The 21,429-nt window shown below is 61.5% G+C and carries 18 protein-coding genes; 2 read left to right on the plus strand and 16 right to left on the minus strand.

The window, feature by feature from the left end:
• Positions 1-127: 127 nt before the first annotated feature.
• From trpC to AC3WMV_RS18390, 3 genes are read right to left on the minus strand one after another with little or no spacing between them, the layout of a single operon-like run.
• A complete protein-coding gene (trpC, locus tag AC3WMV_RS18380) occupies positions 128-964 on the minus strand; it encodes an indole-3-glycerol phosphate synthase TrpC (protein WP_097089157.1) in 837 nt (278 codons plus the stop codon).
• Entirely contained in the window at positions 961-2,010 is a 1,050-nt protein-coding gene (trpD, locus tag AC3WMV_RS18385) for an anthranilate phosphoribosyltransferase (RefSeq protein WP_003228800.1), read from the minus strand. The genes trpC and trpD overlap by 4 nt, the downstream gene beginning before the upstream one ends.
• A gap of 9 nt (positions 2,011-2,019) precedes the next feature.
• Positions 2,020-2,613: an aminodeoxychorismate/anthranilate synthase component II gene (locus AC3WMV_RS18390; protein ID WP_047596412.1), complete on the minus strand. Its 594-nt coding sequence runs from the start codon at positions 2,611-2,613 to the stop codon at positions 2,020-2,022.
• 407 nt (positions 2,614-3,020) lie between these two features.
• Here AC3WMV_RS18390 and estP point away from each other — a divergent pair, with 407 nt between their 5' ends.
• On the plus strand, positions 3,021-4,931 hold the full coding sequence (gene estP / locus AC3WMV_RS18395; RefSeq protein WP_103368675.1) for an esterase EstP: 1,911 nt from the start codon (positions 3,021-3,023) through the stop codon (positions 4,929-4,931).
• A gap of 169 nt (positions 4,932-5,100) precedes the next feature.
• Here estP and trpE read toward each other — a convergent pair whose 3' ends face one another.
• The 10 genes from trpE to AC3WMV_RS18445 form a co-directional block, all read right to left on the minus strand.
• On the minus strand, positions 5,101-6,582 hold the full coding sequence (trpE, locus tag AC3WMV_RS18400) for an anthranilate synthase component I (protein ID WP_103368676.1): 1,482 nt from the start codon (positions 6,580-6,582) through the stop codon (positions 5,101-5,103).
• Positions 6,583-6,653: 71 nt separating this feature from the next.
• Entirely contained in the window at positions 6,654-7,472 is an 819-nt protein-coding gene (locus tag AC3WMV_RS18405) for a phosphoglycolate phosphatase (RefSeq protein ID WP_103368677.1), read from the minus strand.
• The gene (rpe, locus tag AC3WMV_RS18410; RefSeq protein ID WP_003228808.1) at positions 7,469-8,143 is read right to left on the minus strand and encodes a ribulose-phosphate 3-epimerase; all 675 of its coding nucleotides are present in this window, start codon (positions 8,141-8,143) and stop codon (positions 7,469-7,471) included. The genes AC3WMV_RS18405 and rpe overlap by 4 nt, the downstream gene beginning before the upstream one ends.
• 80 nt (positions 8,144-8,223) lie before the next feature.
• On the minus strand, positions 8,224-9,372 hold the full coding sequence (locus AC3WMV_RS18415) for an iron-containing alcohol dehydrogenase (protein ID WP_097089150.1): 1,149 nt from the start codon (positions 9,370-9,372) through the stop codon (positions 8,224-8,226).
• Positions 9,373-9,649: 277 nt separating this feature from the next.
• Positions 9,650-10,474, minus strand: a complete 825-nt coding sequence (locus AC3WMV_RS18420; RefSeq protein ID WP_041070101.1) for an ABC transporter permease — start codon at positions 10,472-10,474, stop codon at positions 9,650-9,652.
• A gap of 12 nt (positions 10,475-10,486) precedes the next feature.
• On the minus strand, positions 10,487-11,734 hold the full coding sequence (locus AC3WMV_RS18425; RefSeq protein WP_027610728.1) for an ABC transporter permease: 1,248 nt from the start codon (positions 11,732-11,734) through the stop codon (positions 10,487-10,489).
• Positions 11,735-11,928: 194 nt separating this feature from the next.
• The gene (locus AC3WMV_RS18430; protein ID WP_027610727.1) at positions 11,929-12,972 is read right to left on the minus strand and encodes an ABC transporter substrate-binding protein; all 1,044 of its coding nucleotides are present in this window, start codon (positions 12,970-12,972) and stop codon (positions 11,929-11,931) included.
• A 48-nt stretch (positions 12,973-13,020) separates the two neighbouring features.
• Positions 13,021-14,145, minus strand: coding sequence for an ABC transporter ATP-binding protein (locus tag AC3WMV_RS18435; RefSeq protein ID WP_007966453.1), 1,125 nt, complete (start codon positions 14,143-14,145; stop codon positions 13,021-13,023).
• A 351-nt stretch (positions 14,146-14,496) separates the two neighbouring features.
• A complete protein-coding gene (locus AC3WMV_RS18440) occupies positions 14,497-15,126 on the minus strand; it encodes a response regulator (RefSeq protein ID WP_003228820.1) in 630 nt (209 codons plus the stop codon).
• Positions 15,127-15,251: 125 nt separating this feature from the next.
• The gene (locus tag AC3WMV_RS18445; RefSeq protein WP_103368678.1) at positions 15,252-17,648 is read right to left on the minus strand and encodes a PAS domain-containing sensor histidine kinase; all 2,397 of its coding nucleotides are present in this window, start codon (positions 17,646-17,648) and stop codon (positions 15,252-15,254) included.
• 74 nt (positions 17,649-17,722) lie between these two features.
• On the opposite strand from AC3WMV_RS18445, the gene AC3WMV_RS18450 reads away from it, so the two are divergent.
• Complete coding sequence (locus AC3WMV_RS18450; RefSeq protein ID WP_027610725.1) at positions 17,723-18,712, plus strand: alpha/beta hydrolase family protein; 990 nt, start codon at positions 17,723-17,725, stop codon at positions 18,710-18,712.
• A 136-nt stretch (positions 18,713-18,848) separates the two neighbouring features.
• On the opposite strand, the gene AC3WMV_RS18455 is transcribed toward AC3WMV_RS18450, so the two are convergent.
• Genes AC3WMV_RS18455 through AC3WMV_RS18465 form a run of 3 tightly spaced genes read right to left on the minus strand, consistent with a single transcriptional unit; the run spans position 18,849 to position 21,305 of the window.
• Positions 18,849-19,616 (minus strand): TerB family tellurite resistance protein, encoded by a 768-nt coding sequence (locus AC3WMV_RS18455; protein ID WP_103368679.1) that lies wholly within the window; start codon positions 19,614-19,616, stop codon positions 18,849-18,851.
• Between the two features lies 1 nt (position 19,617).
• A complete protein-coding gene (gene murU, locus AC3WMV_RS18460; RefSeq protein ID WP_027610723.1) occupies positions 19,618-20,289 on the minus strand; it encodes an N-acetylmuramate alpha-1-phosphate uridylyltransferase MurU in 672 nt (223 codons plus the stop codon).
• Complete coding sequence (locus tag AC3WMV_RS18465) at positions 20,286-21,305, minus strand: aminoglycoside phosphotransferase family protein (RefSeq protein ID WP_097089139.1); 1,020 nt, start codon at positions 21,303-21,305, stop codon at positions 20,286-20,288. Before AC3WMV_RS18465 ends, murU begins: the two co-directional genes overlap by 4 nt.
• Between the last annotated feature and the right edge of the window lie 124 nt (positions 21,306-21,429).

The following is a 21,429-nucleotide window of genomic DNA, read 5'->3' on the forward strand; positions in this document are numbered from 1 at the left end:
TCCGTTAGACGAGCAGTCTGTAGTGAATCTTATGACCCCTTCGCGAGCAGGCTCGCTCCCACATCAAGAATACATTTCCTGTGGGAGCGAGCCTGCTCGCGAAAGGGGCGACTCGGTCTGAAGCAGATCAGTCGAGGGTCGAACCACTGACCGGAACGCCACGCTCCGGAAAGAACAGGCGCTGCAGTTCGGTGCCCGGGCTTTCCGCGCGCATGAACGCTTCGCCGACCAGGAACGCATAAACGTCGCTGATTTCCATCAACTCGACATCGGCACGGTTGAGGATGCCGCTCTCGGTAATCACCATACGGTCGCGCGGGATGCGCGGCAGCAGGTCGAGGGTGGTTTCCAGGCTGACGTCGAAGGTGTGCAGGTTGCGGTTATTGACCCCGACCAGCGGCGTGTCGAGGGTTTTCAGTGCGCGTTCCAGCTCATCGCCATCGTGCACTTCCACCAGCACATCGAGACCCACGCCTTTGGCGACCGAGGCCAGCTCAGCCATTTTCACGTCGTCCAGTGCGGAGACGATCAACAGCACGCAGTCGGCGCCCAGTGCGCGGGCTTCGACGATCTGGTACGGATCGATCATGAAGTCCTTGCGGATCACTGGCAATTTGCAAGCGGCGCGGGCCTGTTGCAGGTAGGCATCGGCGCCCTGGAAGTAGTCGATATCGGTCAGTACGGACAGGCAGGTCGCACCGCCCTTCTCGTAGCTCTTGGCAATGTCGGCAGGCACGAAGTTCTCGCGGATCACGCCTTTGCTCGGTGAAGCCTTTTTGATTTCGGCGATCACCGCCGGCTGCTTCTTCTTGGCCTGCGCCAGCAATGCCTGGGCAAAACCACGGGGTGCATCGGCCGCCTTGGCCAGACTTTCCAGCTCGCTCAGGCTGACACGAGCGCTACGCTCGGCGACTTCCTGGACTTTGCGCGCCAGAATGTTTTCCAGAACCGTCGGTACACTCATCCCTCATTCTCCACTTTGAATACCGCGGTAAAGGCACCCAACTCCTCGAGTTTTTCCCGAGCAAGACCGGTGTGCAGTGCGTCGTGCGCAAGCGCCACGCCTTCTTTGAGACTGGTCGCCAGGTCAGCGGCATACAGCGCCGCACCGGCATTGAGCACAATCATTTCGGCAGCCTTCTGGCCGTTCTCGGTCTTGCGCTTGCCCAGCGCATCGCGAATCAGCGCCAGCGACGCTTCCGGGCCTTCGACCGAGAGGCCGTGCAGGCTCTGGCTCTTCATGCCCAGATCTTCCGGCTCGACCCAATACTCAGTGATCTCGTTGTTCTTCAGTTCAGCGACAAAGGTCGGCGCGGCAAGACTGAACTCGTCCAGACCGTCCTTCGAATGCACCACCAGTACGTGCTTGCTGCCAAGACGCTGCAAGACTTCGGCCAATGGCCGGCACAGCGCAGGCGTAAACACGCCCACCACCTGATGTTTGACACCGGCCGGATTCGTAAGCGGGCCGAGCATGTTGAACAGCGTACGCAAGCCAAGATCGCGACGCGGGCCGGCGGCGTACTTCATGGCTTTGTGGTGAGTCTGGGCAAACATGAAACCGATGCCGACGTTGTCGATGCAACGGGCAACCTGCACCGGCGTCAGGTTCAGGTAGATACCGGCCGCCTCCAGCAAGTCGGCGCTGCCGCTCTTGCCCGATACCGCGCGGTTGCCGTGCTTGGCCACGGTACAACCGGCTGCCGCGACGACAAACGCGGACGCCGTCGACACGTTGAAAATGTTCGCACCGTCACCGCCGGTGCCGACCACATCGACCACGCCGTCGAGGGTCTTGAGTTCGACCTGATCGGCCAGCTCACGCATCACCGAAACGGCGCCGACGATTTCATCGATGCTCTCGCTCTTCATGCGCATGGCCATCATGAATGCGCCGATCTGCGCCTCGGTGCATTGACCGGTCATGATTTCGCGCATCACGTCACGCATTTCTTCGGTGCTGAGGTCGAGGTGTTCGACGATACGGCTCAGGGCTGTCTTGATATTCATGGGAAGTCCTTAGCGCGTGCCGCCGGTTTGTTTGAGGAAGTTGGCAAACAGTTCATGGCCCTGCTCGGTCAGGATCGACTCAGGGTGGAACTGTACGCCCTCAATGTTCAGGGTCTTGTGCCGCAGGCCCATGATTTCGTCGACCGAGCCGTCGTCGTGCTGGGTCCACGCGGTCAGCTCCAGGCACTCGGGCAAAGTATCGTGCTTGACGATCAGCGAGTGGTAGCGGGTAACCGTCAGCGGATGGTTCAGACCGGCGAAAACGCCCTTGTCCTCATGGAATACCGGGCTAGTCTTACCGTGCATCACCTGACGGGCACGCACCACATCGCCGCCGAACGCTTGGCCAATCGACTGATGGCCGAGGCAGACGCCGAGGATCGGCAGTTTGCCGGCGAAATGCTTGATGGCTTCGATGGAAATGCCGGCTTCGGTCGGCGTGCACGGGCCTGGCGAGACCACGATGCGCTCGGGGTTGAGCGCTTCGATTTCGGCGACGGTCAGTTCGTCGTTGCGCACGACTTTGACCTCGGCACCCAGCTCGCCGAGGTACTGCACAACGTTGTAAGTAAAGGAGTCGTAGTTGTCGATCATCAGCAACATGGCGTTTCGAACCTCTTGAATTCTGACTTGAAGACAGCCTTCGAATGACTTGCCCGCAGGGCGCTGCACGATGTCGGGCGCGCAGGTGGCGTCGGCACAGCGGCATTTCAAACGGGCAAGGAAGGCAAAGCGATACAGATCCGGCCGGGCCGGCAGAAAAGATTCAGGCGCGCCAACGCCAACGGGCGTGTGCCTTGATGACTTGATCCAGAAGTTTGCTGACGATCAACACGGGGAAGGTCTCGTTCATACGTTCCGGCACAGTAACTTAGCTGGACGGAGCGTGCAATATGGCGGGGCTGACGGGGGACAAAACTAAGGGAGGCTTCGCGACCGATGGCAAAACGCCGGGAGTTTTTGGTACTGTCGTTTCGTTCACCTACAACAATAAATAAACGGACTTGCTCATGATCAAACAGACGTTGTTTGTACCGCTCGCCGGTTGCCTGCTCGCCATGGCTTGCACCCAGGCGTACGCAGCACCCGCGCCCTACTCCAACTTCATCGTGTTCGGCGATAGCTTGAACGACGCCGGAACCTTCAGGGACAGCGGCGGCCCGGCCGGCGCCACGCAGCGCTACACCAACCGCACCGGCCCTCTGTACAAGGACGGCACTGGGGAAAACCGCGACCTCAACGCCACCCAGATCATCGGCGGCAAACTGGGTTTCAGCCCGGATCAGACCGCATCGTCGTCATCGGCCGCGCGTGCCGGCGAAGGTCTGGCCGATGGCAACAACTGGGCGGTGGGCGGCTACCGTACCGACCAGATTCTCGACTCTATCACCACACAGTCCGCCACCGGCGAACGCACCCGCAGCGGTTACCTGCCGTCGAACGGCTTCCGTGCCGATCCGAACGCGCTGTATTACCTGTCCGGGGGCGGCAACGATTTCCTTCAGGGCCGCGTACTCAGTCTCGATCAGGCCAGCGCCGCAGCCGATCGCCTGGCCGACAGCGCCCGCACGCTGCAAGGCGCCGGCGCCAAATACATCATGGTCTGGCTGCTGCCGGACATCGGCCTGACCCCGGCCATCAACGGCTCGCCGCTGCAGGGTTTCACCTCGCAGCTCAGCGCCCAGTTCAACACCGAGCTGGTCAGGCAGTTGCAGGGCATCAACGCCGAAATCATCCCGCTGAACATCCCGGTGCTGCTCAAAGAAGCCTTCGCCAACCCGGCGCAGTTCGGCCTCGCGACCGACCAGAACCTGACGGCCACCTGCTTCAGCGGCAACAGTTGCACCGAGAACGCCCGATACGGCATCAACAGCGCCACGCCGGATCCGACCAAGCTGATCTACAACGACTCGGTGCACCCGACCGAAGCTGGCCAGCGCCTGATTGCCGACTACGCCTACTCGCTGCTCGCCGCCCCGTGGGAACTGACCCTGCTGCCGGAAATGGCCCAGGGTTCGTTGCGCGCGCATCAGGATGAACTGCGCAATCAATGGCTGGCCGATTGGGAAAACTGGCAAGCCGTGGGCCAATGGCGCGCCATCGTTGCCGGCGGCGGTCAACATCAGGACTTCGACGGCCAGCACAGCGCCGCCAGTGCCGACGGCAACGGCTACAACCTGAACATCGGCGGCAGCTATCGCGTCAACGAAGCCTGGCGTGTAGGTCTGGCCGCGGGTCTGTACCATCAGAAACTCGAAGCCGGCGACGCCGATTCGGAATACAAGCTCAATTCCTACATGGGCACCGCGTTCGCCCAGTACCAGCAAAACCGCTGGTGGGGCGATCTGGCGATGACCGCCGGCAAACTCGACTACGACAGCCTCAAGCGTAAATTCCAGCTTGGGGTCAACGAGCGCGGAGAGAAAGGCGATACCGACGGTTACGTGCTGGCGATCAGCGGCCGCCTCGGCTACGACATCGCACAGCAGGCCAGCAGCCCGTGGCACCTGTCGCCGTTCGTCAGTGCCGACTTTGGCAAGACCGAAGTCGATGGCTACTCGGAAAAAGGCGCTGACTCCACGGCGCTGACTTTTGACGACCAGTCGCGCAACTCGCGGCGTCTGGGCGTGGGTATCCAGGGCAAGTACCAGATCACCGCGCAGACTGAAGTGTTCGGTGAGTTCGCTCACGAACGTGAGTACAACGACGACCGCCAGGATCTGACCATCAACCTCAACAGCTTGCCGGGCAACCGTTTCACGCTCGAAGGCTACGAGCCGCAGACCAACCTCAATCGTCTGAACCTGGGCGTGAGCCATAAGCTCACGCAGGATTTGGCGTTGCGCGCCAGCTACAACGTGCGCAAGGATGATGACTTTACCCAGCAGGGGGTGAACGTCGGGGTCAGCCTTGATTTCTGATCTGCTGGCATAAAAAACGCGGCGCCCTCACAGGCGCCGCGTTTTTTATGGCTGAACACAATCAAATGTAGGAGTGAGCCTGCTCGCGATGGCGGTGAAACAGTCAACATTAAGGAGAATGTCAGACCAAAATCGCGAGCAGGCTCACTCCTACAGGGTTTTGCGTGGATCAGGCGTCCGGGGTTTGCTCGGCCAATGCCACGGCACGGAACATTGCGCGGCGCTTGTTCAGGGTTTCTTCCCATTCCAGCGCCGGCACCGAGTCGGCAACAATACCGCCACCGGCCTGCACGTGCAGTTCGCCGTTTTTGATCACCGCAGTGCGAATCGCAATCGCGGTGTCCATATTGCCGTTCCAGGCAAAGTAACCGACCGCACCGCCATACACGCCACGCTTGACTGGCTCCAGTTCGTCGATGATTTCCATCGCACGGATCTTCGGTGCGCCGGACAAGGTGCCCGCCGGCAGAATCGCCCGCAGCGCGTCCATCGCGGTCAGCCCGGCCTTCAACTGGCCGGTGACGTTGGAGACGATGTGCATCACGTTGGAATAACGCTCGATGATCATTTTCTCGGTGAGTTTCACCGAACCGATTTCCGAAACCCGGCCAGTGTCGTTACGACCGAGGTCGATCAGCATCAGGTGCTCGGCGATCTCTTTGTCGTCCGACAGCAGATCCTCTTCCAGCGCCAGATCCGCCTCTTCGGTGGCCCCGCGTGGACGAGTGCCGGCAATCGGGCGCACGGTGATCAGGTTGTCTTCGACCCGCACCAGCACTTCCGGCGAACTGCCAACGACGTGGAAGTCTCCGAAGTTGAAGAAGTACATGTACGGCGTCGGGTTGAAGCAACGCAGCGCACGATACAGATCGATCGGCGCCGCCTTGAAGTCGATCGACATGCGCTGCGACGGCACGACCTGCATGCAGTCGCCCGCGAGGATGTATTCCTTGATGGTGTCGACGGCTTTTTCGTAGTCGCTCTGGGTGAAACTGGAGCGGAACAGCGGATCAGCCGCTTGTTGCTTGCTGAAATCCAGGCCACGGCGCGGGGTGATCGGCTGGCGCAGTTTCTCCAGCAGTGCCTGCAATTGCGCCTGACCCTGCTCGTAAGCATCGGCTTGCGCCGGATCGGCGAGGACAATCGCGTGCATCTTGCCGGCGAGGTTGTCGAACACCACTACCGCATCGGACACCATCAGCAGAATGTCCGGCACGCCCAGTGGATCCGGGTTCGGGCATTTGCCCAGACGCTTCTCGACATAACGCACACAGTCATAACCGAAGTAACCGACCAGGCCACCGTTGAAACGCGGCAGACCGGCGATGGTCGGCACGTTGTAGCGGGACTTGAAGGTTTCGACGAAAGCAAGCGGGTCTTCGACGTCATGGCTTTCGGTCTCGACGCCATCGACGGTGATGCTCACGTGATGGTCGTGCACCCGCAGCACGGTGCGGCACGGCAGGCCGATGATCGAGTAACGACCCCATTTCTCACCACCCTGCACCGATTCGAGCAGGTAGGAGTTTGGCTGGTCGGCCAGTTTCAGGTAGATCGACAGCGGGGTGTCGAAGTCGGCCAGGGTTTCGCAGGCCAACGGAATGCGGTTGTAGCCGTCAGCGGCCAGGCGCAGGAATTCTTCGCGGATCATGGGGTGCCTCGTGGTGTGAGGGGCAAATCAGTCAGGTGTGCAAACGCGCCGGCAAGCCGGCCAGGAACCAGTCAGGCGCGCCAACGCCAGCGGGCCAGGGCCTTGATGACTTTCATCCAGAGTTTGCGGGTGACCACCACGATGGCGTTTCCAGAATGGGATTGAGCAGCGTCGGGCAACGTTATCTCAGCGGCTGTACCGAGGCAACCGGGAATTAGCTTGCGCAGATCGTCGATCACCAGTGCCGGGGATTCCTCGGCAATCGGTCGACCGTGGTTGTAGCCGTAGCTCAGCGCCACGCACTTGACCCCCGCCGCTTTCGCCGCCAGCACGTCGCTGCGCGAGTCGCCGACGAACAGCGATTGCGAGGCCGGGATGTTGGCCATCTTCATCACGAAGAATAGCGCGGCCGGGTCGGGTTTCTTTTGCGGCAGGGTGTCGCCGCCGATGATCCACTTGAAGTAGCGGCCGATCTTCATCTGATCCAGCAGCGGCGCGACAAAACGCTCCGGTTTGTTGGTGATCAATGCCATGGCCACGCCCTGTTTGTGCAGCCATTTGAGAGTGTCGCGTACGCCGGGATAGACCACGGTCAACTCGTGGCTCGCGCCATAGGCTTCCATGAATACTTCCAGCGCGTGCTCGGCCTCTACGTCATCCACCGCCGAATGATCGAGGCCACCGGCCAGCGCCCGGCGCACCAGCACCGGTGCGCCATTGCCGACCCACTCGCGTACCGCCTCGATACCGGCAGGCTTGCGGCCGAGGGAGAGCAGCATGGTGTCCACCGCCGCCGCCAGGTCGGGAACCGAATCGATCAACGTGCCATCCAGATCGAACATCACCAACCGTGGCAGTTGCCCCGGGAACAGCTGCTCAAAACCGCTCATGGGCGCGCCAGCGCCAGTTCGGAACGCATCTTGTCGATGACCTCCTGATAGTTCGGTGCATTGAAGATCGCCGAACCGGCCACAAAGGTGTCAGCGCCAGCGGCCGCGATTTCGCGGATGTTGTTGACGTTGACGCCGCCGTCGATTTCCAGACGAATGTCGCGGCCCGAGGCATCGATGATCGCCCGCGCTTCGCGCAGTTTGTCGAGGGTGCCAGGAATGAACTTCTGCCCGCCGAAGCCCGGGTTGACGCTCATCAGCAAGACCATGTCGACCTTGTCGATCACGTACTTGAGCACGTCCAGCGGGGTCGCCGGGTTGAACACCAGGCCGGATTTGCAGCCTCCTTCACGGATCAGTTGCAGCGAACGATCGACGTGCAGCGTGGCTTCCGGGTGGAAAGTGATGTAAGTGGCGCCGGCCTCGATGAAGTCGCCAACGATGCGATCCACCGGGCTGACCATCAGGTGCGCGTCGATCGGCGCGGTGATGCCGTACTTGCGCAGTGCCGCGCAAACCATCGGGCCGATGGTCAGGTTCGGCACGTAGTGGTTGTCCATGACATCGAAGTGGACGAAGTCGGCACCGGCGGCCAGAACGTTGTCCACTTCCTCGCCGAGGCGGGCGAAGTCGGCGGAGAGAATCGACGGAGCAATTACGAAGGGCTGCATGACGCACCTTTTCTGAGCTAAATCACGATGGCGCGCATTGTATACCTCAAGTTTCCGTGCGCGCACCGTGACCGCGATGATCAGTACGCCGCTCGGTAGATCTTCTCGATATCCGCAGCGCTGAGCTTGCGCGGGTTGTTGCGCATCAAACGCTCGATTCCCGCGGCCTCCACGGCCATGGCCGGGATCGCCTCTTCCGGCACACCGAAACTGCGCAGCCCGGCCGGAATTTCCACCGCAGCGCACAGGTCGGTCATCGCCTGCACGGCTTTGTCCGCCGCCTCGGTGACGCTCAGATGAGCCGTCTTCACCCCCATGGCCTCGGCGATATCCTGCATGCGCTCGACGCAGGCCATCTTGTTCCAGGTCATGACGTACGGCAGCAACAAGGCGTTACTGACGCCATGGGCGATGTTGAAGCGCCCGCCCAACGGATAGGCCAACGCATGCACCGCGCCGACTCCGGCATTGCCGAACGCCATCCCGGCCATCAGGCTGGCGGTGGCCATGTCCTCACGGGCCTGCAGATTGGCGCCATTGGCATAGGCCTTGGGCAGCGACCTGGCAATCAACCTGATTGCGCCGAGCGCCAGCGAATCGGTGATCGGCGAAGCGTTGACCGACAGATAGGATTCAATGGCATGCACCAGCGCATCGACGCCACTGGCGGCGGTGACGCTGCGCGGGCAGGTCAGGGTCATTTGCGGACTGACCAGCGCCACGTCCGGCAACAGGTAGTCGCTGACGATGCCTTTCTTCAGTTGCGCGACCTTGTCCGAGAGGATGGCGACGTTGGTCACTTCCGAGCCAGTGCCGGCGGTGGTCGGGATGGCGATCAGCGGCGGGCCTTTGCGCGGCACCTGATCGACGCCGAACAGGTCTTCCAGCGCGCCGTGGTATCCGGCATACGCGGCGACACTCTTGGCGATGTCGATGGCACTGCCGCCACCGAGACCGATCAAGCCGTCATGCCCGCCCTCGCGATACACGCGCATGCAATCTTCGACGATGGCGATTTCCGGGTCCGGCAGCACCCGATCAAAAATCTCGTACTCGCGCCCGCCCAATTGGCACAGCGCCAGCTCCACGGTGCCGGATTTGACCAGCGCGGCGTCGGTGACGATCAGCGGGTTGTCGATATCGAGGCGGGTGAGTTCGGCGGCCAGTTGCTCGATGGCCCCGGCACCGGTGATCAGTTTGTGAGCGATTTTGAACTGGGACAGACTCATCGTGCGCAGCCTCTTATAGATGTGGGAGCTGAGCACAAGCGTAGTTGAGGGTTTCGGGTTGTCTGGTATTCAGTTGGTGAATAATCAGGAGCAAAAGCCCCTCACCCTAACCCTCTCCCGTAGGGAGAGGGGACTGACCGAGCTGCACTCTCGAAGTCCATCGACGTGCAATACCGAGTCGAACTCAGATTCTGAACAGCATGAAGATCTGCTCCCTTTCCCCCTCGCCCCTTTGGGGGAGAGGGCTGGGGTGAGGGGGTGGCTTTTGATCTGGGCGTCAGACCTGCGCGGTACGCAGTTTCTCGCTACGACCGCGCAGCCATTCAAGGGTTAACAGCAGGATGACAGAGAAGGCGATCAGCAAGGTTGCCGCCGCCGCTATCGTCGGACTGAGGTTCTCGCGAATGCCGCTGAACATCTGCCGTGGCAAGGTCGCTTGCTCGGGGCCGGCGAGGAACAGCGTCACCACCACTTCATCGAACGAAGTGGCAAAGGCGAACAACGCCCCGGAAATCACCCCCGGCGCAATCAGCGGCAGGGTCACCCGACGGAACGTGGTCAATGGCGAAGCGCCAAGGCTGGCCGCCGCCCGCACCAGATTGTGGTTGAACCCCTGCAACGTCGCCGACACGGTGATGATCACGAACGGCACACCCAACACCGCGTGCACCACGATCAGCGAGAAGAAGCTATTGCCCAGTCCCAGCGGTGCGAAGAACAGATAACTCGCCACACCAATGATCACCACCGGCACCACCATCGGCGAAATCACCAGCGCCATCACCAGCGCCTTGCCGGGGAAGTCGCCACGGGTCAGGCCGATCGCGGCCAGGGTTCCGAAGACCATCGCCAGCACGGTCGCCGCGGGGGCGACGATGATGCTGTTCTTCAGCGAACGCATCCATTCCGCCGAGGCGAAGAAGTCCTGATACCAGTGCAGGGAAAAGCCCTGCAGCGGATACACCAGGAAACTGCCCGAGTTGAACGACAGCGGCACGATGACCAGTACCGGCAGAATCAGGAACAGCAGGATCAGGCCGCAGAGGATCCGCAAGCTGTAGAACCACACCCGTTCGATGGGCGACATGTAAGGACTCAGCATTTCAAATTCCCCTTAGCTCAGGCGCAGGCGACTGGCGCCCACCAGCCAGCTGTAGATCAGATAAAGCACCACGGTCGCCAGCAGCAACAAGCCGCCCAGCGCAGTGGCCATGCCCCAGTTGATGCTGGTGTTGGTGTAGAACGCGACGAAGTAGCTGACCATCTGATCGTTCGGGCTGCCGAGCAGCGCCGGGGTGATGTAGTAACCGATGGCGAGGATGAACACCAACAGGCAACCGGCACCGACGCCGGCATAAGTCTGCGGGAAATACACCCGCCAGAAACTGGCGAACGGATGGCAGCCCAGCGAGATGGCGGCGCGCATGTAGGTTGGCGAGATGCCTTTCATCACGCTGTAGATCGGCAGAATCATGAACGGCAGCAGGATGTGCACCATCGAGATGTAGACCCCGGTGCGGTTGAACACCAGCTCCAGCGGCTTATCGATGATGCCCATCGCCATCAGTGCGCTGTTGATCAGTCCACCCGATTGCAGCAACACGATCCACGCCGCGACCCGCACCAGAATCGAGGTCCAGAACGGCAGCAGCACCAGAATCATCAGCAGGTTGCTCTGCCGTGATGGCAGGTTCGCCAGCAGGTAGGCCAGTGGATAGGCGAGGAGCAGGCAGATCACGGTGATGATCAGGCCCATCCAGAACGTGCGGGCGAAGATGTCGAGGTAGATCGCCTGATCCGGGGTGGCCGGGGCCAGTTCGCCGAGATCATCGATACGGTGATCCACCGCCGCCAGCAAGTAGTAAGGCGTGATGCTGCTGGTGTTGCGTTTGACCGCTTGCCAATAGGCCGGATCGCCCCAACGCTCATCGAGCGCTTCGAGGGCTTCTTTATAGGAGGCCGGTTCGCTGGCGAAGGGCAGCGCCCGGGCGGTTTTGGTCAGCAGGCTGCGATAGCCGGCCAACTCCATGTTCAAGCGCTTGGACAGATCGCCCAGCGTCTGGTTTTTGCGGGCTTCGGCGAGGTCTTCGCCGGCCGCTTTGTACACCGGTTCAGCGGGCAGGCCACGGCCGTCCCAACTGGCGATGGCCGCCACGGTGCGCGGCATGCCGCCGACCACTTCCGGGTTGCCGACGCTTTTGTAGAGCAGCGCCACGATCGGTACCAGAAACACCAGCAACAGAAACAGCACCAGCGGCGCAATCAACGCCTGGGCCTTCCAGCGGTTGACCCGCTCGGCGCGCTTGAGCTTCTGCTTCAAGGTGGGGCTGGCGCCCTCGTTCAGGGGAACGGCGATGGCCATGACGTACTCCGCAAATCTTTGATCGTTACAGAGGTGGCGAACCACCTCTGTTGTGTTGAAACACAGCTACCTGTGGGAGCGAGCCTGCTCGCGAAGAGGCCAGCACATTCAACATCTATGCTGGTTGATCGACCGCTTTCGCGAGCAGGCTCGCTCCCACAGGGGTAGGCAAGCCCACCATCACCAGGCCTTGCTTATTTCGCAGCCCAGGAATTGAAGCGCTGCTCCAGTTGCTCGCCGTTGTCAGCCCAGAAGCTGACGTCGATCTGCACCTGGTTGGCGATGTTTTCCGGGGTGGTCGGCATGTCTTTCAGCACGTCCTTGCTCAGCAGCGGTACGGCTTGGGTGTTGGCCGGGCCGTAGGCGATGTTTTCCGAGTAGGTCTTCTGTTGCTGCGGCTGAACCGAGTAGGCGATGAATTTCTTCGCCGCTTCGGCGCGCTTGGCGTCCAGACCTTTCGGGATGGCCCACGCATCGAAGTCGTAGATGCCGCCGTTCCACACCACTTTCAGGTTGGATTCTTTCTGCACGGCGGCGATGCGACCGTTGTAGGCCGAGCTCATGACCACGTCACCGGAAGCAAGGTATTGCGGTGGTTGCGCGCCGGCTTCCCACCACTGAATGCTCGGCTTGAGTTCATCGAGTTTCTTGAACGCGCGATCCTGTCCTCCCTTGCTCGCCAGCTCTTTGTAGACGTCTTTCGGTGCAACACCGTCGGCCATCAGCGCGAATTCCAGGGTGTACTTGGCGCCTTTGCGCAGGCCACGCTTGCCCGGGAATTTCTTGGTGTCCCAGAAATCGGCCCAACTGGTTGGCGCGGTTTTCAGCTTGTCGGCGTTGTACGCGAGCACGGTCGACCAGACGAAGAAGCCCACGCCGCACGGCTGAATTGCGCCTTTGACGTAATCCTCGGTTTTGCCGAACAGGGCCGGGTCGAGCTGTTCGAACATGTCTTCATCGCAACCACGGGACAGCTCTGGCGATTCGACTTCCACCAGATCCCACGACACGCTCTTGGTGTCGACCATGGCTTTGACCTTGGCCATTTCGCCGTTGTACTCGCCGGCAACGATCTTGCCGTTGCCCGCCGCTTCCCACGGTGCGTAGAAGGCTTTGACTTGCGCTGCCTTGTTCGCCCCGCCAAATGACACCACAGTCAGATCGGGACCGGCGGCCATTGCGCTGGCCGCACCCATCAGGCCCAGGGTCAGGGCGGTGAACTTCAGGGATCTCAACATTTATTGTTCTCTCCACGTGCAGGGTTGGTGTTGGTATTGCCGGGGCGCTTAGTGCGCCTCTAGAAGAGGATCGAGTGCGCGAACGTGCTCGACCTGCCAGCCAAGCGGAACCACGTCGCCGACCGCGAGCGCTGGATCGAGCTCGGCAATCGGTTGTTTCACGAAGAAGTCGGTCTTGCCGCAGACTTCCAGGCGCACCCGGACGTGGTCGCCCAGATAGATGAATTCCGCCACCCTCCCTGAGAAGCGGTTGACACATTGGTCGCTCGAACCGTTGAGGCTGACGCGCTCCGGGCGGATCGACAGGGTCACCGGCTCGCCGGTCTGGCCGACGTTGACCGCCAGCGCCTCGACCTTCTCGCCCCGACCCAGCTCGACCACGCACCGCTCGCCGCTCTGGCTGAGCAGACGGCCATTGAGGCGGTTGTTCTCGCCGATGAAGTTGGCGACGAAGGTGTTTTTCGGTTCTTCGTAGAGCGTGCGCGGTGGCGCGATCTGCTGGATCTCGCCCTGATGAAACACGGCGACGCGGTCGGACATGGTCAAGGCTTCACCCTGGTCGTGGGTCACATAGACCACGGTCACGCCGAGGCGCTGGTGCAGGTGTTTGATCTCCATCTGCATGTGTTCGCGCAGTTGCTTGTCGAGTGCGCCCAGCGGTTCGTCCATCAGCACCAGTTGCGGTTCGAACACCAGCGCCCGGGCCAGCGCTACACGCTGCTGCTGACCGCCGGAGAGTTGTGCCGGATAACGCGAAGCGAAGGCGTCGAGCTGGACCATGCTCAGGACTTTCTTGACCTTGTCGCTGACGTCGCTCTTGTTCAGGCCACGTACGGTCAGCGGGAAGGCCAGATTCTCGGCCACGGTCATGTGCGGGAACAGCGCGTAGTTCTGGAACACCATGCCGATGTCGCGCTTGTGCGGCGGCACGTTGTTGATTGCACGGCCGGCCAGGAGGATTTCGCCGGCGGTCGGGGTTTCGAACCCGGCGAGCATCATCAGGCTGGTGGTCTTGCCCGAGCCGGACGGTCCGAGCAGAGTCAGGAACTCGCCTTTGCGAATGTCCAGGTTGAGGTCTTTGACGATCAGGTTCTCGCCGTCGTAGCTCTTCTGCACTCCACGAAAGCTGACCAGCACGTCACTGGCCCCTGCGTTTGAATCGACCTGGCTCATACCCACACCTTTGTTATTGGTAACTGCTGTGGATTAAGCCTAGTGGCTGGCGCCAGCCACGCAAATCGGGGCGCAGGAGAGAATCGCCTCAGCCGGATGGAAGGTTGGGGGTAGGGATTGCCCTACAAGGATGGCGCGTTTTGGCAAGCGAGCGACGAGCGCCATGCTGCGAGCCACGAGAACAAGCAAAAGCGGTTGTCGCTAATGGATATGCTCGCAATTTCGGGCGCTATGAAGATCCCCTGTAGGAGTGAGCCTGCTCGCGATAGCGGTGGCTCAGTCACTGAAGTGTTGCCTGACAGACCGCTATCGCGAGCAGGCTCACTCCTACAGTTTTAACTGCGGTGATCTTTAGAGGAGTTTGTGTTCCATCGCGTATTTGACCAGCTCGGCCAGCGAGGTGATGTTGAGCTTCTGCATCAGCCGCGCCTTGTGGGTGCTGATGGTCTTGCTGCTCAGCGCCAGTTGCTGGGCGATGTCGTTGACGTTGGCGCCTTGGGCCAGGCGTTCGAACACCGAGAACTCACGCTCGGACAGCAGCGAATGCAACGGACGCGTGTCGGTCAGGCCGACTTCGAAGACCATGCGGTCGGCCAGTTCCGGGTCGATGTAGCGTCCGCCGGCCGCCACTTTGCGAATCGCCGTCAACAACAATGCCGGATCGCTGTCCTTGGTCGCATAGCCGGCGGCGCCGACCTTCAGCGCACGGGCGGCCATTTGCGCCTCGTCGTGCATCGACAGCACCAGAATCGCGGGTGGATTGTTCAGCGCGCGAATCCGCGGGATCGCCTCCAACCCATTGACGCCAGGCATCGAGATGTCCAGCAACACCACTTCACACGGCACGCTGCGTAGGGTTTCGAGCAACTGTTCGCCATTGCTCGCCTCCCCCACCACTTGCAGGTCCTTGGCCAGGCCGATCAATTGCTTGATGCCTTCACGGACGATGGTGTGGTCTTCGGCTACCAATACACGGATCACGTTGTTCTCCATTATTCTTATTCAGCGCCAAGGTCATTCGCGAGCAGGCTCGCTCCCACAGGGAAGTGCATTCCAATGTGGGAGCGAGCCTGCTCGCGATAGCGTCAGCTCAAACACCACAACCTTCAAACCTCATTCACCGGCACCCACACATTCAGACTGGTGCCCTCCCCCGGCTCACTCTCAAGCAACAAGCGTCCGCCCATGATCAGTACCCGCTCGCGCATACCGACCAAACCAAAGGACGTCGGCCGATCCGCCGCAGCGACAAAGCCTACGCCATCGTCGCTGACCGTCAGACACAACTCGTCGCCTTCCAGCGCCAGTGTCAGCTCCACAGTATGCGCCTGAGCATGGCGCATGACGTTGGTCAGCGCCTCCTGCAGGATTCGGAACAGCCCGATCGCCTTGGCATCGCTGAGCGCCGGCAGATTGTCCGGCACCTGCACCAGACACGGAATCTGCGTACGCGCCTCGAAGCGCCGCGCCTGCCACTCGATCGCTGAAGCAATCCCGGCATCGAGAATCGGCGGGCGCAACGCCGTCGCCACATCACGCACCAGTTGGAACAACTGGGCGATCAGGCGCTTCATGCTGTTCAAGCGCTCGTGCAGCCCCGGGTCGAGCTGCGCATAGGCCAGTTCGCACATCGAGGTTTCCAGTTTCAGCACCGTGAGCATCTGCCCCAGTTCATCGTGCACTTCCCGGGCGATCCGCGCCTTTTCTTCTTCGCGCACGCTTTCCAGGTGCGCCGACAATTCGCGCAGTTGCTCGCGGGAGGCGGCCAGCTCCAGCTCGATACGTTTGCTTTCGCTGATGTCCCAGACGATGCCGTCCCAGACATAGGCGCCATCCTCCAGCTGTCGGGTGATTGCCTTGATCTCGGCCCAGCGCTGCTCGCCCTGACGGGTGAGGATGCGACCCTGCCACGACCAGTCACTGTCGGTGTCCAGCGCCTGATCCTGGGTCTGGTGATAACTGGCCTTGTCGTCCGGGTGCACCAGACTGCGCAAGCCCATGTCGCGATGGGCGATGGCGGCCGGCGCATAGCCGACCAGACTCTCGCTGCCCTCGCTGATGTAGGCGAAATCGATCTGCCCGGTCACCGGCGCCCGCTCCAGGCGAAACACCAGCCCCGGTACGTTGGCGGCGATGCCTTGCAGGCGCGCTTCACTTTCCTGCAACGCGGCCAGGGCGCGGCGGCGCTCGGTGACGTCGGTGAGATAAACCACCAGATACTCGCTGTCGCGAAAACGCAGAAAACTCAGCGAGACGTCCGCCGGCAGGATGCTGCCATCGGCGCGCACGCAACTGGTTTCAAAACTCAGCGGCCCTTCTTCACTGGCCCGCGCGCGTTTCCACAGGTTGAGCCAGCGATCCATGTGCAGGTCGGGTTCGAAGTCGATCAGCGGCCGTTCGATCAGCGCGCCCTGTGGATAACCGAGCATGTGCTCCGCAGCGCGGTTGGCGTAGCGCACATGGCTATCCCAGTTGACCCAGAGAATGCCGACGGTGCTTTGGTCGATGGAAAACTGGGTCAGGCGCAAGGCTTCTTCGCTGGCCGCGCGCAGGGCGATGTCTTCACGTGCAGCCAGCAGACGCTGTTCGAGGCTGTGTTGCTGGCGTCGTTGCCAGACAACGATGGCCAGGCAACTGAGCAACAACACCGCAAACAACAGGCTGAGGTTCTGCCAGAACCCCGGCGATTCCGTCAGCCGTGGGTACTTGGGTTGCAGCCATTGGTTGTGCAGGCGCTCCAGATCCTTGGCCGGAATCGCTCGCAAGGCGCTTTCGATGATCCCGGCCAATTGCGGCCAGTCGCGCCGCGTGGCAACCCGCAACAGCTGCGGCAAGCCGATATCGCCGACCACCACCAACCCGGCGAACTCAGGTTCGGCGGACAACCGCCCGAGTTGCGCTTCATCTATCACGGCGTAGGACGCTTGTTGAGTCAACAACAGTTGCAGCGCCTGACGCTCCAGCGGCACGCCTTGCAGATTCAGGTGCGGATAATTGCTGCGCAAATAATCGGCGGTGACGCTGGGCATGCGCACCGCGACGCGGGACAGGCTGTCAAGCTTTTCCAGCTCGACCACGCCGCCGCTCTTCTGGTCGCTGACCACCAGTTGCGGCACACGCATGTAAGGATCGGAAAACAGCCACAGGCGCAGCGCACCCGGGGTCTGGGTCAGGCCCGGGGCGATGTCGATTTCACCTTCGCGGGCGGCGTCTTCCAGTTGCGCCAGGTCCTGAAAATTGCGCCAGCTCAGCTCGACGTTCAGGGTTTTGGCCAGCGCCTTCATCAATTCGACATTGGCCCCGGACAAGCGCTGCAAGCGCCGGTCGTATTGCGCGTACGGCGCCTGCAATACCAGGCCAACACGCAGCTCACGGTGCTGCGCCAGCCATTGCTGCTCGCCGGGCGTCAACAGCGCTGCATGTGCCGCCGGCGCAGACGCCGCCCAGCCCATCAAGGGAAAACACAACCAGCCGATAACCCACAGGCAGCAAAAACGCATCATTGAAGTCTCTTGCACTGACAAATTCTGACCAACCCATTAGGCTGCCGGGATACTTTTCTGGCCTGGAATAACCGATGCCCTCTGTCTACCGCCTGGCAATGCCAGCATTGTGCCTGTCGCTGATCCTGCCTTGTGCGTTTTCCGTCGAAGCCGCCGATCCGGCGCCCGCCTCCACCGCCGAGCAACCGGCCGCCGAAAAACCGGCCGAACGCCAGCCACTGCTTGAGCGTAGTCAGGAAGAAGCCGCAGCACTGGAACGCAAAGTCCCGGCACAAGAACAGCAGCAATTGCAGGCCGGCGCCGATACTTTCCTCGCCCTGTGGAAACCGGCCAACACTGCCGAGCCCAAAGGTGCGGTGATTATCGTCCCCGGCGCCGGCGAAACCGCTGACTGGCCGCAAGTGATCGGCCCACTGCGCAGCAAATTGCCCGATGTCGAGTGGAGCAGCCTGAGTATCACCCTGCCGGATCTGCAAAGCGATGTCATTGCACCGCGGGTGATTGCGCCCGCCGCCGCGCCGAAAGCCCCGGAAAGTGGCAGCAAGGATTCCACCACTGCGCAACCGATCGAACAGGCGGCGGGCGGTGAAGCGGAAGTGGCGGATCAGGTGGTCGCCGAAACGACTGAAGAACAATCCAAGGCTGATGCCGAACGGATCTTTGCGCGGATCGATGCGGCGATCGCCTACGCCGAGCAGCAAAGCGCACGCCGGGTCGTGGTCCTCGGTCACGGTACGGGCGCGTACTGGGCAGCGCGCTTTCTCAGCGAGCGGCAGAGTTCCCAGGTCGAGAAACTGGTGATGGTCGATGCGCAAACGCCGAGCAAGGCCAAGCCACAATTGGCCGAGCTGACACCGACCCTGAAGTTGCCGACCGCCGACATTTTCTACATGGACAAGGCGCTGGATCGCAACGCGGCGCTGGAGCGCATGCAGGCCAGCAAGCGCTTGAAGACTTCGACCTTCAGCCAAGTGGCGCTCAAGGCGTTACCGGATAAAAAGGCTGAGCAGGAACAAATGTTCCGGCGGGTGCGTGGCTGGTTGAATCCGCAGAAGACTGACTGATAGACCGAGTCGCCCCATTCGCGAGCAGGCTCGCTCCCACATTTGAATGCATTCCATCTGTAGGAATGCGATCAGTGTGGGAGCGAGCCTGCTCGCGATGAGGCCATTTCAGCCGCCCCATCTTTAACGGCAACGATCAGCGAAAATCCCGCCGCGCCCGAATCAGGGTAAACGCGTTGTGCAGCTCGCGGGTTTTCTCGGTCGCGTCACGCACCTGCTCCGGCGTCGCGCCGCTGCCGGCGATCTTGTCCGGGTGATGACGACTGAGCAGCCGGCGATAGGCGCGCTTGATCTGCGCCGGCTCGCTGGTCGCCGACACCCCGAGCAGGCGCATCGCTTCCTGATAACTCACCGCGGCACTGACAATCGGCCGTTTATTGGGCTCGTAATCATTGGCCAGCGCCTGAATCTGGTGGGTTGTCCAACCCAGCCACTTGCCCCACTGCGCCAACAATTCACGCTCACTGACGCCCGCACGACCGTCGGCCCAGACCATCCGCCAGCAGGCGCGCAACACGCCCTCGGCGGCATGCGGCTGAGCACTCAGGCGGCGCAGATAACCGCGCAGGCGGTCGCCGCCGGCCTTGCCGCGATTGAACGCAGCAATCGCCCGTCGCCGTGCCGGTTCGCTCATTTCCAGGGCGTTCATTTCATTGCGCGCCTGCTGGATATGGCCGTCCGTCACTCGCCCGTCACTCTTGGCCAGACGCCCGAGCAACACGAACAGCAATTCGTCGTTGCGCAACATCGGCCGTCCGCCGAGTTTTTCCCGCAAGTGCCCCCAGCTTTGCAGGTGCAGGCGCCGATCCAGCGCCTGTCCCAACAATGCCCCAAGCATGGCCCCCGGAATGCTGGCAATCGCAAAACCCGCTCCGGCTCCAATCAGAGTCCCTGGCCACAACATATCAACGACTCGCTTCTATCAATGCTTCAGCTTCGGCCAGACGCTCATGCGTACCGACATCCACCCAGTGACCTTTCAGACGCTCACCGCTGACCTGTCCGTCAGCCATGGCTTTGCGCAGCAGTGGTGCGAGCTTGAATGCGCCGTCCGCGCAGCCATCGAACAGCTGCGGATGGAGCACGGCGATGCCGCTGTAGGTCAGGGTTTGCGCGCCTTGCTGGCCATCCTGTACCCGGCCGTCAGTCAGGGTGAAATCGCCCGTCGGATGATGAGCCGGGTTGTCCGCCAGTACGAGATGCGCCAAACCGTTGATCGGTTGATGCAGCACGCTGAAGTCGTAATCGGTCCAGATGTCACCGTTGACCACCAGAAACGCATCGTCACCGAGCAACGGCAAGGCGCGGAAAATCCCGCCGCCGGTTTCCAGCGGCTCACCTTCCGGCGAGTACTGGATACTCACGCCGAACTGCGAACCGTCGCCCAGGTAATCTTCGATCTGCTGACCGAGCCAGGCATGGTTGATCACGATCTCGCTGAAACCAGCCGCCGCCAGCGCGCGCAGGTGATATTCGATCAACGGCACGCCGCCGGCACGCACCAGCGGCTTGGGGGTGGTCAGGGTCAGCGGGCGCATGCGCTCGCCCTTGCCTGCCGCCAGAATCATCGCCTTCATGCAGTCGCTCCGCCACGCAGACTGGCGAGCAACGCCTGCAGATCCGCCAGTTCAGGACGACGCGCAAGCACCGCTTCTATATAGGCGAAGAAACGCGGCACGTCGGCCAGGTAGCGCGGCTTGCCATCGCGATGGCAGATGCGGGCGAAGATGCCGATGACTTTCAGGTGGCGTTGTACGCCCATCAGGTCGCTGGCACGCAGGAAGTCTTCGAAATCCGCTTGCACCGGGATGTCCAGCGCCGAGGCTTGCTGCCAGTAGCTTTCCAGCCAGCCACGCACGCGCTCTTCAGGCCAACTGAGGAAAGCGTCCTTGAACAGGCAGGTGACGTCGTAGGTGACCGGGCCGTAGACCGCATCCTGAAAGTCCAGTACGCCCGGATTCGGCTCGCTGAGCATCAGATTGCGCGGCATGTAGTCGCGGTGCACCAGCACTTTCGGCTGGGCCAGGGCGCTGTCGATCAGCAGATCGCTGACGGCTTGCCATTGTTGCTGCTGTGCCGCGTCGAACTCGATGCCGAGTTCGCGCTTTACGTACCACTCGGGGAACAGTTCCAGCTCGCGGCGCAGCAGTGCCACGTCGTAACTCGGCAGCGGTGCGACCATCGGCAATTGCTGAAAAGCCAACAGCGCCTGCAGGGCATCGCTGAACAAAGCGTCGGCATTTTCGCTGTCGATTACGTCCAGATAGGTCTTGTTGCCCAGGTCATTGAGCAAAAGAAATCCGCGTTCGAGGTCTTCTGCATAAATTTTCGGCACGTTAATTCCGGATTTCGCCAGCAAAAAGGCGATATCCACGAACGGTTTGCAGTTTTCCTGGGGCGGTGGCGCGTCCATCACGACGAAACTGCGACCCGCGCCTTCCCAACGGAAATACCGGCGGAAACTCGCGTCGCTGCTGGCCGCGGTCAACGTGGCCGGGGGCACGGCGCCCCAGCCCTGATCTGCAAACAGGATTGCCAACTGCTCATCGAGCCAAACTTTCAGGTGTTGCAAGCGTACATCTTGGTCAGGCATTGCAAGGGTCTCCGACGGCGCTAGCCGTCAAGCGGGTCATGCTTTATTATCCAGCATCTTTTTCAGACCATCGAGAGGCGTGCGGCCCACACCGCGGGCAGATGGCACGCAGGAAGCCCGGACT

The sequence above is a fragment of the Pseudomonas sp. FW305-3-2-15-E-TSA4 genome, from assembly GCF_058787295.1.

What these genes read in the sequence shown, in the direction of transcription:
- trpC (WP_097089157.1), bottom strand. Translation starts at nt 964, where the DNA reads ATGAGTGTACCGACGGTTCTGGAAAACATTCTGGCGCGCAAAGTCCAG.
- trpD (WP_003228800.1), bottom strand. Translation starts at nt 2,010, where the DNA reads ATGAATATCAAGACAGCCCTGAGCCGTATCGTCGAACACCTCGACCTC.
- AC3WMV_RS18390 (WP_047596412.1), bottom strand. Translation starts at nt 2,613, where the DNA reads ATGTTGCTGATGATCGACAACTACGACTCCTTTACTTACAACGTTGTG.
- estP (WP_103368675.1), top strand. Translation starts at nt 3,021, where the DNA reads ATGATCAAACAGACGTTGTTTGTACCGCTCGCCGGTTGCCTGCTCGCC.
- trpE (WP_103368676.1), bottom strand. Translation starts at nt 6,582, where the DNA reads ATGATCCGCGAAGAATTCCTGCGCCTGGCCGCTGACGGCTACAACCGC.
- AC3WMV_RS18405 (WP_103368677.1), bottom strand. Translation starts at nt 7,472, where the DNA reads ATGAGCGGTTTTGAGCAGCTGTTCCCGGGGCAACTGCCACGGTTGGTG.
- rpe (WP_003228808.1), bottom strand. Translation starts at nt 8,143, where the DNA reads ATGCAGCCCTTCGTAATTGCTCCGTCGATTCTCTCCGCCGACTTCGCC.
- AC3WMV_RS18415 (WP_097089150.1), bottom strand. Translation starts at nt 9,372, where the DNA reads ATGAGTCTGTCCCAGTTCAAAATCGCTCACAAACTGATCACCGGTGCC.
- AC3WMV_RS18420 (WP_041070101.1), bottom strand. Translation starts at nt 10,474, where the DNA reads ATGCTGAGTCCTTACATGTCGCCCATCGAACGGGTGTGGTTCTACAGC.
- AC3WMV_RS18425 (WP_027610728.1), bottom strand. Translation starts at nt 11,734, where the DNA reads ATGGCCATCGCCGTTCCCCTGAACGAGGGCGCCAGCCCCACCTTGAAG.
- AC3WMV_RS18430 (WP_027610727.1), bottom strand. Translation starts at nt 12,972, where the DNA reads ATGTTGAGATCCCTGAAGTTCACCGCCCTGACCCTGGGCCTGATGGGT.
- AC3WMV_RS18435 (WP_007966453.1), bottom strand. Translation starts at nt 14,145, where the DNA reads ATGAGCCAGGTCGATTCAAACGCAGGGGCCAGTGACGTGCTGGTCAGC.
- AC3WMV_RS18445 (WP_103368678.1), bottom strand. Translation starts at nt 17,648, where the DNA reads ATGATGCGTTTTTGCTGCCTGTGGGTTATCGGCTGGTTGTGTTTTCCC.
- AC3WMV_RS18450 (WP_027610725.1), top strand. Translation starts at nt 17,723, where the DNA reads ATGCCCTCTGTCTACCGCCTGGCAATGCCAGCATTGTGCCTGTCGCTG.
- AC3WMV_RS18455 (WP_103368679.1), bottom strand. Translation starts at nt 19,616, where the DNA reads ATGTTGTGGCCAGGGACTCTGATTGGAGCCGGAGCGGGTTTTGCGATT.
- murU (WP_027610723.1), bottom strand. Translation starts at nt 20,289, where the DNA reads ATGAAGGCGATGATTCTGGCGGCAGGCAAGGGCGAGCGCATGCGCCCG.
- AC3WMV_RS18465 (WP_097089139.1), bottom strand. Translation starts at nt 21,305, where the DNA reads ATGCCTGACCAAGATGTACGCTTGCAACACCTGAAAGTTTGGCTCGAT.